At 41.6% G+C, this 18,927-nt stretch carries 4 protein-coding genes; all 4 read left to right on the top strand.

Annotation, left to right across the window (positions count from 1 at the left end):
- A partial coding sequence (locus F6J99_RS12105; RefSeq protein ID WP_293113129.1) for a type I polyketide synthase occupies positions 1-1,990 on the top strand: 1,990 nt, incomplete at its 5' end.
- Between the two features lie 11 nt (positions 1,991-2,001).
- A complete protein-coding gene (locus F6J99_RS12100; protein WP_293113128.1) occupies positions 2,002-8,631 on the top strand; it encodes a type I polyketide synthase in 6,630 nt (2,209 codons plus the stop codon).
- Between the two features lie 102 nt (positions 8,632-8,733).
- Positions 8,734-15,423, top strand: coding sequence for a type I polyketide synthase (locus F6J99_RS12095; RefSeq protein ID WP_293113127.1), 6,690 nt, complete (start codon positions 8,734-8,736; stop codon positions 15,421-15,423).
- The gene (locus F6J99_RS12090; RefSeq protein ID WP_293113126.1) at positions 15,420-18,890 is read left to right on the top strand and encodes an amino acid adenylation domain-containing protein; all 3,471 of its coding nucleotides are present in this window, start codon (positions 15,420-15,422) and stop codon (positions 18,888-18,890) included. Before F6J99_RS12095 ends, F6J99_RS12090 begins: the two co-directional genes overlap by 4 nt.
- Positions 18,891-18,927: the final 37 nt, after the last annotated feature.

The following is an 18,927-nucleotide window of genomic DNA, read 5'->3' as shown; positions in this document are numbered from 1 at the left end:
CTTAGTAGAGATGGACAGTTTTGGTGCAGAGTGTGCGGGTGAAGTAGTAGCTGTAGGGTCAGAAGTCACAGGCTTTCATATAGGGGATACAGTTATGGCTATGGCTCACGGCAGCTTTAGTCAGTATGTAACTGTTGATGCTACCTATGTAGTTATCAAGCCAGAAAATCTGAGCTTTGAAGAAGCAGCATCTATTCCAGCTAATTTTTTAACAGCTTATTATGCTTTGCATCATGTGGCCAAGATTCAGGCTGGCGATCGCGTTTTAATTCATGCCGCAGCCGGAGGAACAGGGATGGCTGCGGTTCAAATCGCACAGCAAGCAGGAGCAGAAGTTTTTGCTACCGCCAGTCCTCCCAAATGGGAAGCGCTACGACAGATGGGAGTCAAACACATTATGAATTCCCGGACAGTGGAGTTTGCTGACCAGGTGATGGCAATCACTCAAGGTCTTGGAGTAAATATTGTACTCAACTCTCTGACTTCTGGGGAATTTATTAGCAAGGGTCTCTCAGTAGTCAGTTCTGGTGGTCGGTTTGTGGAAATCTCCAAGCGAGGAGTCTGGGATTCAAGCCAAGTAGCAGCAGTCAGACCGGATGTATCTTATTTTGTAGTGGATTTAGTCAAAGAATCAATAGAGCAACCGGGATTAATCAATTCTATGTTGCAAGGGTTGAAAGAGAAATTCGGCAATGGTTTACTACAACCACCACCAATAAAGGTATTTCCCATAGAGGAAGTCATTGATGCCTTCCGTTATATGCAGCAAGCCAAACATATAGGCAAGATTGTGGTGAGTCAAACACAACTTGCTGATGGTACGACTCAGAAGCCTTTAAGTTTCCGTTCTGGAGCTAGCTATTTGATTACAGGAGGTATGGGAGGTTTAGGTTTACTGGTAGCTAATTGGATGGTGTCAAAGGGGGCTAAACATTTGGTATTATTGGGACGCCGTTCACCGGATGATGCTATTACGAAAAAAATAACAGAGTTAGAAATGGCTGGAGCTTCCGTGGTAGTGGAAAAAGCCGACGTGTCTGATCTTGAATCAATGACCAGAGTGCTGCACAAGATTGAGCAGTCCAACATACCACTAGCAGGGGTAATTCATTCAGCAGGGATGTTGTCCGATGGAGTGTTACAAAACCAAAGTTGGTCTAGCTTTGAGCAAGTGATGGCACCGAAAGTGCAAGGTGCTTGGCATTTGCATCAATTGACTCAAAATCAACCATTGGACTTTTTTGTGCTGTTTTCTTCGGCAGCATCTGTGTTGGGTTCACCTGGTCAGGGAAATCATTCGGCAGCTAATGGGTTTCTTGATGGGTTAGCCCATTATCGTCGCGGGATGGGATTGTCGGGATTGAGCATTCATTGGGGAGCCGTTGCTCAAGTGGGAGAGGCGGCAGAAAGGGGTGCTGATATGAGGGCATCCAAGCAGGGTATGGGTGTAATTTCTCCAACTCAGGTGTTAGAGTCCCTAGAGCTACTGATGAGTGGTGAGGATGTAGAAGTAGGAGTGATTCCCCTTGAGTGGTCAGCTTGGCAGGAGAGATTAGCCCAATGGCCTTTCTTGGCAGATTGGCAGGAAACAATCCAAACCACTTCTGAAACGTCTAAGTCAGAATTTCTGTTAAAGCTGGAGGCAACAGAACCTAACGAACGTCGCTCTTTATTAGTAGCTCATGTCCGTCGTCAATTAGCCCTAGTGTTAGGAATCAAGAATCCCGAATCGATTGCCTTAGCAACAGGCTTTTTTGACCTAGGCATGGATTCTTTAAGTTCTGTTGAGTTGAGGAATAAGTTGCAATCCAGTTTAGATTGTTCACTGCCATCTTCTCTGGCTTTTGATTATCCCACGGTAGAGAAACTGGTAGATTATTTAGTTAAAGACTTACTAGCTGAAAAAGAGGAGGTACCAGATGAAAGCGAGCAACTTATCGAAATAGACGATATTGCGAAAAGGCTGGCAGAACAACTAGGAGCCAATTAGGAGGTATTTCAATGAGTAGTACTCAGGTGCAAGAATATGCCAAACTGATGAAAATGGCATCAGACAAGATAGCTAAGTTGGAAGCTGAACTTGATGCACTAAAAAGTAAGGACAAATCAGAACCAATAGCGATCATTGGTATGGGTTGTCGCTTTCCTGGAGGTGCATCTACTCCAGAAGCCTTCTGGGATATTTTACAAAACGGAGTAGATGCGATCACTGAAGTACCACAAGACCGATGGCACCTTGATGATTATTACGACCCAGACCCAGACAGTCCTGGTAAAATATATACTCGCTATGGAGGATTTCTCAACAAACTTCAGGAGTTTGATAACAATTTTTTTGGTATTTCTCCCAAGGAAGCCATCCATCTAGACCCTCAACAGAGATTACTCCTAGAAGTCAGTTGGGAAGCTCTAGAAAATTCAGGCAAAAATCCGCAACAACTCCAAGGAAGCCCAACAGGTGTATTTATTGGTATTTGTGGCAACGACTATACCCAACGTATATTCAGTCAAGGTCCAGAACAATTTGATGCCTATGTAGCTACAGGCAATGCCCACAGTACAGCATCAGGGCGAATTTCCTATATTCTGGGACTAATTGGACCGAATTTGGCAGTAGACACAGCTTGCTCCTCTTCATTAGTAAGTATCCATTTGGCCTGTTCGAGTTTAAGGAATCAAGAATGTAATCTAGCCTTGGCTGGAGGGGTCAATCTCTTGCTATCTCAGGAATTTAGCATCAACTTTTCTAAGGCTCGTATGTTATCCTTTGATGGTCGGTGCAAGACTTTTGATATTTCTGCTGATGGCTTTGTCCGTGGTGAAGGATGTGGTATTGTTGTACTCAAACGTTTATCAGATGCAGTAGCAGACCAGGATAATATTCTGGCAGTAATTCGGGGCAGTGCCATCAATCAAGATGGTGATACTAGTGGTTTAACGGTTCCTAATGGACCTTCTCAACAATCAGTCATCGGTCAAGCTTTGGCAAATGGGGAAGTAGACCCAACAAGTGTTAGTTATCTTGAAGCTCATGGTACAGGAACTGCTTTGGGGGACCCCATTGAAGTCGAAGCCATAGGAACGGTATTTGGCAAAACCCACTCTGTTGAACAGCCATTAATCATTGGTTCGGTTAAGACGAACATTGGTCACACCGAAGGAGCGGCAGGAATAGCAGGTTTGCTCAAGTTAGTCCTGCAACTGCAACATCAACAAATAGCACCATCACTACATTTTAACCAACCTAATCCTTATATTAATTGGTCTCAATTACCAGTAAAGGTCTCGACTCAGCTCACCCCTTGGCAAACTAACGGGAAAAGTCGCATCGCGGGAGTGAGTTCTTTTGGTTTTAGTGGCACCAATGCTCATATAGTTTTAGAAGAAGCTCCTGCAGAAGTCAGAAGTCAGAAGTCAGAAGTCGGAAGTGAGGATATTGCCGAACGTCCAATTCATATATTAACTCTATCGGCAAAAACCGAAAAAGCTTTAGAAGATTTAGTCAGTATTTATCAAAAGCATTTAGAAACCTATCCAGATTTGGCTGTGGCAGATGTATGTTACACGGCCAATACAGGAAGGAAACATTTTAAGAATCGACTAGCAGTTATTGCTTCTGACCAAAAGGAATTAGCAGAAAAGCTACTTGAACAAAAAACAGGAAAGGAAGTAGTTGGACTATCTTGTGGAGAATTTGATAGTGGTAGCGCAAGTTCTAAGCTAGCTTTCCTATTCACAGGCCAAGGTTCCCAGTATGTGGATATGGGTAAGCAATTGTATGAAACTCAACCAACTTTCCGTCAAGCTTTAGAGCGATGCGACCAAATTCTACAACCCTATCTAGAATATCCCCTATTAGAGGTTATTTTTCCTAAAGATGTACAAAAGTCAACCTCGAATTTGTTAGACCAAACAGGTTATACCCAACCGGCTCTATTTGCGATTGAATATGCTTTGTTCAAGTTATGGGAATCTTGGGGAATTAAACCAACTGTAGTCATGGGTCACAGTGTAGGAGAATATGTGGCAGCAACTGTAGCAGGGGTTTTCAGTTTAGAGGATGGTCTGAAATTAATCGCCATGCGGGGCAGGTTGATGCAACAGTTACCCTCCGGTGGTGAAATGGTATCTGTAATGGCATCAGAATCTCAGGTAACAGAGGCTATAGGCGAGTATAGTTCACAAGTGACAATAGCAGCGATTAATGGACCAGAAAGTATCGTGATTTCTGGTGAAAGTGAAGCGATCGCAACCATTTGCAGTAAGTTAGAAGCAATGGGAGTTAAGACTAAACATTTACAGGTGTCCCATGCTTTTCACTCTCCGTTAATGGAGCCAATGTTGGCAGAGTTTGAAGCAGTAGCTCAAGAAGTCACCTATAGTCAGCCTCGGATACCACTCATTTCTAATGTTACTGGTCAAAAGGTGAGTTCAGAAATTACTACCGCTAAATATTGGGTAAATCATGTCCGACAACCAGTGAAGTTTGCCCAGAGTATGAAAACTCTGGATGATGAAGGTTATAAGGTATTCTTGGAAGTGGGACCAAAACCAATATTACTGGGGATGGGACGTCAATGTTTACCAGAAAATGTGGGAGTATGGTTACCATCTTTACGTCCGGGAGTAGAAGAATGGCAACAAATGCTCTCAAGTTTAGGACAATTGTATGTAAAAGGATCCCAAGTAGATTGGTCAGGGTTTGACCGAGATTATACTAATCAGAAAGTAATCTTGCCAACTTATCCATTTCAGCGGGAAAGGTATTGGATTGAAACAGCTAATACTCAAGGTATCTCTACAACAAAACTTCATCCTCTGATTAATCGAAAGTTTCAATCTCCTTTATCAAAAGACATCTTTTTTGAATCTGAGTTTAGTACCCACGCCCTACCCTTTTTAGCAGACCACCGAATATATGAAAAAGTTGTAGTCCCTGGTGCCAGTCACATTTCTCTATTGTTAGCAAGCGCCTCTCTAACATTTTCTACAACTGGATGTCAACTGGAAGATATTCTGTTTCCCCAAGCCTTAGCTATTCCAGAACAAGGAGTGCGTAATGTTCAGGTTGCTTTTACTCCACAGGATAGCTCATATTCATTCCAAGTAATTAGTTTTGATAGCTCTTCTAGCTCTTCCAATGGTGATAAGTCTTGGGCTCTGCATGCTACAGGCAAGATTTCCCCTACTATGGAGTCCTCCCAGCAGTCTCTAGAAACCATCGAAGAAATTCAATCTCGTTGTAGTCAAAAAATTGAAAGCACAGAAATTTACCAGAGTCTATGGGATAGAAAAATTAAATTAGGGGAGAGTTTTAGATGGATAGACCAAGTATGGTTAGGAGAGGGAGAAATTCTGTGTCAAATGAAAGTACCTGAGACAGTGTTAGATGGGCTTAAGTATCAAATACATCCGGCCTTAATTGACTCATGCTTTCAGTCAGTGGCTGCACTTCACCTCAGTCTGTCGGGTGACAAAAATGAAACTTTTGTGCCCTTCAGTATAGAGAAGTTTACTTTTTATCAGCGTCCTGAGAATGCTTCGCTTTGGTGTTATACCCGTGGATTGAAAGATGGAGCATCAGAGGAAAAACTGCTGAAAGCAGAAATACAATTATTTGACCAAACTGGGGCATTGGTGGCTGAGGTTAATGGTTTTGAGGGAAGGAAAGCGAATCCCAAAACATTACTAATGACTCTAGATTCAGATTTAAGTGATTGGTTTTATGAAATCAACTGGGAAACTCAACCCTTAACAAAAACTGCAAAATCTGAAAATCTCCCTGGTAAATGGTTAGTATTTGCACTTACTGATGAATTGGTATACTCGGTCGGGAAGTATCTACAAGAGAGAGGACAGAACTATATTTGGGTATCCCCAGGTTCAGAGTATCAGCAATTAGATGCTCAACATTATCAAATTAATCCCACTGTCGCTGAACAATTTCCCAAACTGCTCCAAGATAATTCAGATATTAAGGGAATTTTGCATTTATGGGGTATAAATGAAGCCGAGGACTTACAAATAGCTCAACAACTTGGTTGTGCCACAGCGTTACATTTAGTGCAAGCCTTAGTTCAAACTGGATTGACTAATGTAACACCGATGTGGTTAGTTACTCAAGGGACTCAGAGTATATTGGATGAAGCAGAAGTGGTGCAACCCCAACAAGGAACTCTATGGGGACTAGGGCGTGTTATTAGTCTAGAACACCCAGAATTAAAGTGTGGCCGAATAGACTTAGACCCCAAAACGAATGTTTCGGAAATGCTCCCCAGTTTAGTAGATGAAGTATTTTCTAAGAATAATGAAGACCAAATAGCAATTCGTCAGGGAGTCCGTTATGTAGCAAGATTAGTACGACAACAAAAGCAGAAATCGAGCTTAGAAGAAAAATTAGGATTAGAAAATCAACCACTGGAATTGAAGTTGTCTGAATATGGACTGATAGACAACCTCAAGTGGCAAGTAATGCAGCGCCGTCCTCCACAAGGGAATGAAGTAGAAATTCAAGTCAAAGCAGTGGGTTTAAACTTCCGAGATGTACTCAATTCCTTGGGGTTACTGAAAGACTATTATGCTCAGGTATTAGGTATTACTGACGTAGCTCAACTTAACTTTGGCTTAGAATGTGTAGGCGTTATTGCATCTGTGGGAGACAATGTGTCTCAGTGGCAGGTGGGAGATGAAGTAATGGCTTTGGTTCATAATGGGTTCAGTAGCTTTGTCACTACTCCGGCTGAGTTAGTGATGGCTAAACCAAAAAATCTGAGTTTTACCGAAGCAGCTACTTTACCATTGACTTTCGCTACAGCTTACTATGGATTACAACACTTAGCCAAAATTCAGCCAGGAGAGCGAGTATTAATTCATGCTGCTGCTGGTGGTGTAGGGCAAGCGGCAGTTCAAATTGCTCTCCAGGCAGGAGCAGAAGTATTCGCTACTGCAAGTCCTCCTAAGTGGGAGTTTCTCAAGTCTATGGGCATCAAACACATAATGAATTCCCGTACTTTAGAGTTTGCCGATGAAATAATGAGTCTGACGGCAGGAAAAGGTGTAGATATAGTCTTAAACAGTCTGAATGGAGACTTTATTGATAAGAGTTTTGCTGTTTTGGCCACTAAAGGGAGGTTTGTAGAAATTGGCAAAATAGGGATTTGGGACAAACAACAGGTGATGCAGAAGCGACCAGATGCTGATTACTTTACCTTTGATATTGGAAAGATAATCCAACAACAGCCAGATTTAACTGCCAGCTTTTCAGAGGAATTGAACCAGCAGTGTCAGCAAGGAACACTGAAAGCATTATCTTATAAAGTATTTCCTAGTACAGAAGTCAAAGCTGCCTTCCGATATATGCAGCAAGGTAAGCATATAGGAAAAGTGGTAGTTTCTATGCCAGAAACTGGAGATGAGCAAAAATCCATCAAACCAGAAGCAAGTTATTTGATTACAGGAGGTTTAGGAGCTTTAGGCTTAGAAGTAGCCCAATGGATGGTGAAAGAGGGAGCCAAGCATATAGTATTAACTGGGCGTCGGAGTCCGAATGAAACTGCACAAAAAATCATAGAGGAGTTAGAAGCAGCAGGAGCATCAGTCAGTGTTTTGTTAGGGGATATTTCTACTCAAGAGTCTGTCATCAAAATCTTAGAGGGGATATCTGCTTCGTTACCTCCACTCAAAGGAGTGATTCATGCTGCTGGGGTGTTGGATGACGGAGTCTTACAAAAGATGAGCTGGGATAGATTTACAAAAGTTATGGCTCCCAAGGTGTCGGGAACCTGGTATTTACATCAACTGACTCAGGATTTACCTTTAGATTTCTTTGTTTGTTTCTCCTCTATGGCTTCGATGTTGGGGAATTATGGTCAAGGAAACTATGCTGCTGCCAATGGTTTTATGGATGCGATCGCCCACTATCGTCAAGGTCAGGGATTACCAGGATTAAGTATTAACTGGGGAGCATGGGCGACAGCAGGAATGGCAGCTCGTTTAGCAAGGGAACATCAAAATCGAATGCAGAGTAGCGGGGTAGTGGCCATTGACCCCGAATCAGGAATGCAAGCATTAGGTTCATTGTTATCAGGCTCTCAAAGCCAAGTAGGGGTGTTCCCAGTTAATTGGTCTGAGTTTTTTAGGCAGATGCCCGGTGTGCAGAAGATGCCTTTTTTGGAGGCTTTGATTTCCACTGAACCGTCATTCACCAAAAAGTCAGTATTTAGAGAACAATTAGAAGCAGCACCGGTTTCAGAACGTCAACAGTTATTAACCAATAAGATTCGCTCATTGATAGCCAAAACCTTGGGTTGGACAGATGGACAAAAGATAGGAATGCGCCAACCTTTGTTTGATTTAGGATTAGATTCTCTGATGGCTGTGGAATTGAAAAATCAATTGGAGTCAACCTTAGAGACAAGTTTAAATTCAACACTGTTTTTTGACTATCCTACTGTAGAAAATTTAGTAAATTATCTCTCCATTAAGGTATTATCGGTAGAGTCAACAGTTGTTCTTGTTCAGCAAGAATCAGAAGAAGTAAACCAATCAAATTTACAACAAGAAATAGAACAACTATCAGAATCAGAAGCTCAAAATATTTTGCTTCAAGAATTAGATAATATGAATTTTTAGTAGGTAGTATAAAAATTTAAAAATATGGAAAATATTTCGGAATCTATAAATACTGCAAACTCTTTGTCAGCAACAAAACGGGCACTAATTGCATTAAAGGAAATGCAGTCCGAATTGCAAGCTCTCAAGTCTGCCCAGATTGAGCCAATTGCCATCATTGGCATGAGTTGTCGCTTCCCTGGCGGAGTAGATTCTCCTGAAGCATTCTGGCAATTACTCAATCATGGAGTAGATGCTATCTCTGAAGTACCATTATCACGATGGAACATTAATAACTACTATGACCCCGGTCCAGATGCTCCCGGCAAAATTTCTACCCGCGACGGTGGTTTTATTTCACAAATAGATGGCTTCGATGCCGCATTTTTCGGGATTTCTCCCCGAGAAGCTCAAAGCTTAGACCCTCAACAACGCTTATTACTGGAAGTTAGTTGGGAAGCAATAGAAAGGGCTAACATACTCCCAGAAAAGTTATTAAATAGTCTCACAGGAGTATTCATTGGCATTGGTAATAGCAATTATCAAAGTAAGCTGGCAACCTCTGAGATGCCACAGGCTTATTGGGGTACAGGTAATGCGCCGAGTGCTGCTACAGGTCGTTTATCATACATCTTGGGGCTCACTGGACCTAGTCTGGCAGTAGAAACTGCTTGCTCTTCGTCTTTGGTATCCGTGCATCTGGCTTGTCAGAGTTTGCGACAACGAGAATGTAATCTGGCTTTAGCTGGGGGCGTGAATCTACTCCTTTCTCCAGAGCTTAGTATTATATTCTCTCAAGCCCAAATGTTATCTCCTGATGGTCGCTGCAAGACTTTTGATGCTTCAGCAAATGGTTATGTGCGTGGGGAAGGATGTGGAATAATTGTCTTGAAACGACTCTCTGACGCACTAGCCAATGGGGATAATATTCTGGCAGTGATTCGTGGCACAGCTGTTAATCAAGACGGTCTGAGTGGTGGTTTAACAGTACCTAATGGTCCATCTCAAGAAGCTGTGATTCGCCAAGCCTTAGCAAATGGGGGTGTGGAGCCCGCCAGTGTCAGTTATATTGAAGCTCATGGTACTGGAACTTCCTTGGGGGACCCCATTGAAGTTGGAGCCCTAGGAACAGTCTTTAGTTCCAACCACTCTGTTGAGCAACCTTTAATCATTGGTTCGGTTAAAACTAACATTGGTCACTTAGAAATGGCAGCAGGAATTGCAGGGTTGATGAAAATAGTCCTGCAACTACAGCATCAACAAATAGCACCATCACTGCATTTTAACCAGCCTAATCCTTATATTAATTGGTCACAATTACCAGTGCAAGTCTCAACTCAACTTGCACCTTGGGAAACTAACGGCAAAAGTCGCATTGCTGGAGTCAGTTCCTTTAGTTTTAGTGGCACAAATGCTCATATAGTTCTAGCAGAAGCACCTACTGAAGTTAAAAGTCAAAATTTACAAATCAAAAGAGAGGATAATCTAGAACGTTCAGTTCATATTTTAACTCTGTCAGCTAAAACAAAAACAGCACTTTTGGAATTAGTCAGTAGTTATTACAACCATATTACAAATTATCCAAAATTAAAAATAGGTGATATTTGCTATACAGCCAACACAGGTAGAGCTGACTTTAATCATAGATTAGCCTTAATCGCCTCTAACGAAAAAGAATTACTAGAAAAACTTGGAAAGTACAAACAGGGAAAGGAAGTAACCGGAATATTCTCAGGAAAAGTACCCAATAATAATTCAAAAATTGCCTTTTTATTCACAGGTCAAGGGTCTCAATATGTGAATATGGCAAAGCAATTGTATCAGCAATCACTTGTATTTCGAGGTGCTTTAGATGAATGTGACCTAATTCTGGGAAGGTTGGACAAGGACACTCTAGGAACATTTGATGGAACCTCCTTAAGAGAAATTATCTATTCAGAAGAGGTGGAGGGATCATTCTTAAATCAAACAGCCTATACCCAACCGGCTATATTTGCCATAGAATATGCCCTAGCTAAATTATGGGAATCATGGGGCATTACACCAGATGTAGTCATGGGTCATAGTGTAGGAGAATATATAGCCGCAACAGTAGCAGGAGTATTCAGTTTAGAAGATGGCTTGAAGCTAATTGCAGCCAGAGGCAGGTTAATGCAACAGTTACCCTCTGGTGGTGAGATGGTTTCAGTCATGGCATCAGAGTCGAAAGTCCAAGAGACATTGCAGGCGATGTCCCTGGAAGAAAAAGTAGCTATTGCAGCTATTAATGGACCTCAAAGTATCGTAATTTCTGGGGAGTCAGAAGCAGTAAGAGCGATCGCAACTCACCTAGAATCCGTTGGCGTCAAAACCAAACAACTACAAGTATCTCATGCCTTCCACTCCCCTCTGATGGAGCCAATGCTGGCAGAGTTTGAAGCAGTAGCTAATCAAATAACCTACCACCAGCCTCAAATACCACTGATATCAAATGTTACTGGTAAACTGGTGGGAGAGGAGATGACTTCTGGGAAATATTGGGCTCGTCATGTGCGGCAACCAGTGAGGTTTGCCCAGAGTATGATAACTATGCAGGAGGAAGGATATGATTTATTCCTGGAAATTGGACCCAAACCAATTTTATTGGGGATGGGAAGGCAATGTCTACCGGAAGAGGTAGGTGTATGGTTGCCATCATTACGTCCAGGAGTAGATGAATCGCAGCAAATGTTGGATAGTTTAGGAAAACTGTATGTGGAGGGAGCCCAAGTAGACTGGTTAGGGTTTGACCAAAATTATGTTCGTCAGAAGGTAGTATTGCCCACTTATCCATTCCAACGAGAGCGATATTGGCCAGAGAGTAAGCGGAAGTTTCAGACACAGCAAGTTGATGGGGAAAAAGTTTTACATCCCTTACTAGGTATCAAACTACAAGTAGCAGCTTTAAAAAATCAATTTTGTTTTGAATCTTTGCTAGCTGGAGATCAACCAGCTTACCTCAAGCACCACGAAGTGTTTAGTCAAGTTCTGTTCCCCGCCACAGGGTACTTAGAAATAGCCTTGGCAGCGGGAGTGAATTTGTTCAAATCTCAGGATGTGGTGTTAGAAGATGTAATTATTGAGCGAGGGTTGATTCTACAAGAAATTGACTTAACAACAGTCCAAACCATCCTCACACCCTTAGAAAACGGCTCTTATAAGTTTGAGATTTTTAGTTATAAAAATCAGGAAAATCAAGATACGCCATTGTGGATACTCCACACAGAAGGGCAAATCAGAGCTGATTCACAGGAAAGCACACTGAGAGCTATAGACCTGGCAAAATACCAAGCTGAGTGTACTCAACCGAGAGAAGCCCAAGAACATTATCAACAATTTCGGCAACTGGGGCTGAATTATGGAATTAGTTTCCAAGGAGTTCAACAATTGTGGTTGGGTTCACACCAAGCCTTGGCACAGATTAAGTTACCCGAAGCCTTGACAAAAGAAATCACCAACTATCAATTCCATCCCGCATTGTTAGATGCAGCTTTGCAAGTAGCTGGTCAGGCTCTACCACAAACAAATAACAACACTTATCTGCCAGTAGGAATAGAGCAGTTAAAAATATATGCTCCTCCAGAGAAAAGTCTCTGGGTGTATGCATCGGTGAGTGAACTCATAGAAGATCAAAAAATCCTAACTGCTCAACTGACTGTAGCGAGTCTAGAAGGAGAAATCATTGCCACAATTAAAGGCTTACAACTAAAACTTGCCACTCAAGAGACCCTACTAGAAGTAAAATCACTAACTAATTGCCTGTATGAAGTAGAATGGAGAGCTAAAGGTCGCTTAGGTCAGTTACTACCTCCTGATTTTTTGCTTCCTCCTATAGAAATTGCCCAACAATTAACTCCTACTCTGATAGAATTATTAACTCAGATAGATGATCGCAAAGCCTCAGAAATCAGCACAAAGTTAGAAGAATTAAGCGTAGATTATATAGTTCAAGGCTTGCTGGAGATAGGTTGGTCATATAAGGCGAAAGAGAGCTTTGAGGCTGATGCAGCAGTTCAACGTTTAGGTATAGTTCCCACCCAAGAACGATTATTTATGCGTCTCCTCCAAATCTTAGAAGAATTAGGAGTACTGGAATTTGCTCAACTGCAGTGGGAGGTAAAACAAACCTTAGAGAAAGTCAACCCGACTCAAAAAAACCAGAGTTTACTGAGCCAATATCCAGAGGAAGCAGCAGCCTTGACACTACTGGATCGGTGTGCGTCTCAACTAAGTATGGTACTACGAGGAGAAATAGACCCACTAGAGTTGGTATTCCCTCAAGGAGATTTGACTACCGCTACCCAACTTTATGAAAAGTCTACTGTAGCTAAACTGATGAACACGATAGTACAAAATACTATTAATAAAGCTATAGAGAAATTACCGCCAAGCCGAGGGATAAGGTTGTTGGAAATCGGAGCAGGAACCGGAGGAACAAGTAGTTATGTCCTGCCTCACCTAAATCCTCAGCAAACAGAATATATATTCACCGATATCGGACAATTATTTACCAGTAAGGCGCAAGATAAATTCTCGGATTATCGATTTGTAGTGTATAAAACCTTAGATATAGAAGTAGACCCAAACAGTCAAGGATTCGGTGCTCATCAGTACGATATAATTATTGCGGCAAATGTACTCCATGCAACTACAAGTATCAAGGAGACATTATCCAATGTGCGACAACTATTAGCACCAGGAGGAATATTAGTATTGTATGAAGCAACAACACCTCAGCGATGGTTGGATTTAGTATTTGGACTATTAGAAGGATGGTGGAAATTCACCGATTATGAATTACGACCAGACTACCCTCTGCTAAGTTTTGACCAGTGGAACAGAGTTTTGAGAGAAACAGGTTTTACTGAAGTAGTAGCTATACCAGAAGTACAGGAAAAGACACAAGGATTGTCAGGGCAAAAGGTGATTGTAGCTCAAGCAGCTCCAACAAAACAAAAAACGGAGGAGAAACCGAAGAGTTGGTTGATACTAGCAGACAAACAAGGAATAGCTCAACACTTAGCACGGCAACTGAAATCGAGAGGAGAAGTGTGTATCTTAGTATTTGCAGGAGAGAAATATCAGCAGATATCTCCAGAAGAATTGAGTATTAATCCTAATAACCAGTCGGAATATGAACAACTGATAGAGGCGGTAGCAGTTAAATCACCATCATTGTATGGAATAGTGCAATGTTGGACAACAGAAGTGGGATTAGGTAAAACTATTAAATCTGAGGAATTAGAAAATTTATCTAAATTGGGGTGTGCTACAACCTTATATTTAGTGCAAGCTTTAGTCAAAGCTGAGTTACCAACAGCCCCTCGGTTATGGTTAGTGACTTGTGGCTCTCAACCTGTACCGTCAAATGCACCGATAATACCAGGAGTAACCCAATCTTCACTATGGGGAATGAGGAAAGTAATTAGTTTAGAACACCCGGAATTCAACTGTGTCTGCATAGATTTAGACCCAGAGGAGACGAAAGAGTGTCAAGCTAATGGACTATTTGAGGAAATCTGGTCGGAAGATAAGGAAGACCAAATAGCACAGCGAGGAAATGGTCGTTATGTGCCAAGATTGGTTGCAAGTCATCATCAGCAAAGGGTAGTAGCAGATGCAACAAGCAAAAAATCGGTGAGTTTCCGTGAGGAAGCTAACTACTTGATTACAGGGGGAATGGGAGGTTTAGGCTTACTGGTAGCCCGTTGGATGGTAGAGAAGGGAGCCAAGCACTTAATATTATTAGGACGTAGGGCACCCGATGATACTGTGGAGGAAAAAATAATTGAGTTAGAAATGGCTGGAGCGGAAGTAGTAGTGGCAAAAGCAGACGTATCTGATTGGGAATCGATGACAAGAGTGGTGGCTAATATAGAGCAGTTAAACAGGCCATTAGCAGGAATAATACACTCGGCGGGAATGTTGTCAGATGGAATGCTACAAAACCAGAATTGGCCTAGTTTTGAGAAAGTGATGTCTCCGAAAGTGCAAGGAGCTTGGCACTTGCATCAATTGACCCAAAACCAGCAATTAGACTTTTTTGTGATGTTTTCTTCGATAGCCTCTCTATTTGGTTCACCAGGTCAGGGAAATCATTCTGCAGCAAATGGATTTCTAGATGGTTTAGCTTATTATCGTCGAAGTCTAGGATTGCCTGGGTTGAGCATTAACTGGGGAATAGTAGGTGAAGTGGGAGAAGCAGCAGAACGAGGTGCAGATGTTAGTCTACAGAAGAAGGGTTTGGGTGCGATCGCTCCGGCTCAGGTTTTAGAGTCTCTAGAACTACTAATGAGTGGTACTGATGATACTGAAGTAGGAGTAGTACCGATTGATTGGTTGGCTTTGGAAGAAAGAATAGCTGAATGGCCTTTCTTAGCTGATTGGCAGGAATTAACTGCCTCAATGGCTGCAACCAAAAGGGAAAATGATAGCATTTTACAGAGGCTAAAAGCAGTTTCATTAGAGGAGCGAGAAAGCATATTGATGGAGTACCTCGTAGGAAAAATAGCCAAAATATTGGCTATGAGTGCTTCTCAAATAGATGTAGCTCAACCTCTTATAGATATGGGGCTAGATTCTTTGATGGCAGGTGAATTGCGGAATTTGTTAAAAAGGCAACTGGGATGGGATATACCTTTTCAAAAAATATTTGGAGGGGCGAGTACTGCCCAAATCGCATACTTAGTAAATGAGCAAATAACCCAGCAGCTTTTGTTAGAAAAAATTACTGACTCTGATAATTCAGATATTAAAGATATCGTTTGTGAAGATATGGAGGAAATTACTTTATGAACCTGAATCAAGTTCTATCTCAAATTGCTAGCAAAGGCATCCTATTGTCTGCTGAAGGTGAGCAACTAAAGATTCGTGCTCCCAAGGGAACATTAACTCAAGAAATTCGAGAACTTATTGCCCAAAATAAAACTGAATTATTGCGATTACTTCAGAACGTTTCTACTACTGATAGTTCTGAGGCTCTTTCAGAACCACTAAAGCCTTATGAGGAAACTAGTCCGTATCCTCCCCTATCTCTGAATGAACAGTCTCTTTGGTTTGTCTGGTACTTAGACCCAGACAGTTACTCATATAATGTTTCCTTCGCAGGTAGAATGCCTGAAGCTAGCAATGTTTCAGCTTGGAAGGAAGTATTTGAGCATTTACTCAAGCGACATCCTGGCCTGCATACTTGTTTTCCCAGTTTAGATAACAAACCTTATCGACAGGTTTTGGAAACCCCTGTTTTAGACTTTCAAGTGATTGATGCTATCAGTTGGAGTATAGAAGAGGTGCGACAAAAGGTGATAGCTATTCACCAAGAGCCTTTTGACCTAGAAAATGGTTCGCTAATGCGTGTCAGATTTTTTCAACAGGGAACACAGGGGCTGACCTTTATCGTATCTGTACACCACATTGTCTGTGATGGTTGGTCGCTAAATCTTATGGTGGAAGAGTTACCTGTTATTTATCATCAGCTCCAGACTCAGCAATCTACTCCTCTTGCTCCTCCAAGCTATAGCTATCCAACCTTTGTTCATTGGCAACAAGAGTTACTGGAGAGTGCCAGAGGAAAGCAGCTATGGGATTATTGGCAACAAAAACTAGAGGGCAATTTGCCTGTATTGCAACTGCCCACTGATTATCCGCGACCTCCGATCCAAACCTATAAAGGAGATTCCTGTGTCTTTAGTTTATCTTTAGAACTAACACAAAAGTTAAAGAAGCTGGCTGATACCAGGAAAGTATCTCTCTACACTCTGCTCTTGGCAGTCTATCAGGTTTTATTGTATAGATATACTTTGCAGGAAGATATTATTGTTGGCTCACCTGTAACGGGTCGGAGTCGCTCAGAGTTCAATAGCATATTTGGGCATTTTGTTAATATGCTCCCCATGCGAAGCACTATCAAAGGCGCAGGTAGTTTTACTGAACTGTTAACGCAAGTGCAGCAAACTGTTTTGGAAGCTCTAGATCATCAAGATTTTCCTTTTGCACTAATGGTGGAACGATTGCATCCGCAACGAGATTCAAGTTATTCACCAATTATTCAAACAAACTTTGTGCTTCAGTCATTTGAACAAGCATATTTGCTGGCTTCTGGTCAAGATGAGACTTCTTTTTCTTGGGGAGATTTAAAATTTATCCCTTATAACCCAGTGCTATTTGAGGGGCAATCTGATTTAGATTTGGAAATGAGCGAAATCAACTCTAAGTTGACAGGAGCATTCAAATACAACACAGACCTGTTTGAACAGAGTACGATTGAGCGAATGCTAAGTCATTTCCAGGCATTGTTGGAGGGTATTGTTGCCGATCCACAACAACCAGTTAGTCGCTTACCACTGCTGACAGTAGCAGAACGACAGCAGCTTTTAGTTGATTGGAATGATACAGCGGTGGGTTATCCTGATGACAAATGTATCCATCAGTTATTTGAAGAGCAGGTAGATAAAACACCAGATGCAGTAGCAGTAGTATTTGAACAGCAAAAGCTGACCTATTCCCAATTAAACAGCAAAGCCAATCAACTAGCCCATTACTTGCAAGGTTTAGGAGTCAAGGCAGAAACCCTAGTGGGCATCTGTGTAGAGCGTTCAGTGGAGATGGTAGTAGGTTTATTAGCCATACTCAAAGCCGGAGGGGCTTATGTAGCATTAGATCCCAACTATCCCGCTGCGCGGCTAGCTCAGATATTAGAAGACGGGGAGTTAGAGTTAGTGTTAACTGACTCCAACTCCCCGTTTCAGCTACCAGAAACAAAAACACCTGTAGTAGATATCAAGAAAGCAAATACAGTAGAAAGACAAACCAATGTAGTCAGTAATCTCACCCCCCAAAACCTAGCTTATGTATTGTATACCTCTGGTTCTACAGGCCGACCCAAAGGAGTAGCAATTGAACACCGTAGTCCAGTGTCCCTATTACATTGGGCACGAGAAGTGTATAGCCAAGAGGAATTATCAGGAGTATTAGCCTCCACATCCATTTGCTTTGACCTATCAGTATTCGAATTGTTTGTGCCCTTAAGTTGGGGAGGAAAAGTCATATTAGCTGAAAATGCTTTACACCTGCCAGAATTACCAGCAGCAGGAGAAGTAAGCCTAATAAATACAGTACCTTCAGCAGCCAGGGAATTAATCAGAAGCCAAAGTATCCCCAGTGGGGTAAAAACAGTGAATTTGGCAGGAGAGCCACTAGAAAATCAATTGGTGCAAAAACTGTATGAACAAGCAACAATTAAAGCAGTATACAACCTGTATGGGCCAAGTGAAGACACAACTTACTCAACCTATGGGTTAATGGAGAAAGGAGGAAGAGCTGCACCAACCATAGGTAGACCAATAAGCAACACCCAGGTGTATATTCTGGACTCAAAGAATCAACCAGTACCAATAGGAGTAGCAGGAGAACTTCACATAGGAGGAGAAGGACTAGCACGAGGTTACCTGAACAAAGCCGAATTAACAACAGAAAAATTTATCTTTTGGAATGGGAAAAGATTATATAAAACGGGAGATTTAGCACGTTATCAAAGAAATGGTCAAATACAATTCTTAGGGAGACTTGACCATCAAGTAAAAATCAGAGGTTACCGCCTCGAAATCGGAGAAATCCAAGCGATATTAAATGAATTTACCCTAGTTAAAGAAACAGTAGTATTAGCAAGGGAAGATAACTCTGGCAATAAAGGTTTAGTAGCTTATCTAGTGCTAGAAAGTGAAACTCCAGAAGTATCAGAGACAGAAGAAATAGATAAAGTGAAACAGTATCTGAAAGACCGGTTGCCAGAATATATGATACCCAGTAGGTTTGTACTATTACCACAACTGCCACTGACTCCCAATGGCAAAGTAGACCGTAAACAGTTGCCCAACCCTAACAATCTCTCTCATACTGAATATGTCGTACCTAAAACTGCAACAGAAAAACAGATTGCTGAAGTTTGGCAAAATGTGCTTCAACTAGAAAAAGTAGGAATTTATGATAATTTTTTTGAAATAGGAGGAAACTCTTTACTGTTGTTACAGGTAAGTATTAAACTACAAGAACGGTTTAAAATAAAACTGCAAGTTTTAGATCTTTTAAAATATCCAACTATATATTATTTGAGTCAGCATATAAAAGGTGAAAGTATTAGTAACAATGATTCCAAAGAAAAACGTAATATCCGTGATACTAACTTAAGGGAAGGTAAAAGCATGATGAAACAAAGACTAGAACGCAGGCAAAAACATCGTTCTCGATATCAAGTAAGAGATTAATCATTTTGGATTAATTAAGTCTCAAAATTTCTGCGCA

This window comes from Moorena sp. SIO4G3 (assembly GCF_010692305.1).
Taxonomy (GTDB): domain Bacteria; phylum Cyanobacteriota; class Cyanobacteriia; order Cyanobacteriales; family Coleofasciculaceae; genus Moorena; species Moorena producens_A.
Note: the sequence above shows the minus strand (reverse complement) of the source record. Positions and strands in the feature narration are given on the sequence as shown.

Bases quoted from the DNA above. Each gene is read 5' to 3' on its own strand.
- F6J99_RS12095 (WP_293113127.1), top strand. From the start codon at position 8,734: ATGCAGTCCGAATTGCAAGCTCTCAAGTCTGCCCAGATTGAGCCAATT.
- F6J99_RS12090 (WP_293113126.1), top strand. From the start codon at position 15,420: ATGAACCTGAATCAAGTTCTATCTCAAATTGCTAGCAAAGGCATCCTA.
- F6J99_RS12100 (WP_293113128.1), top strand. From the start codon at position 2,002: ATGAGTAGTACTCAGGTGCAAGAATATGCCAAACTGATGAAAATGGCA.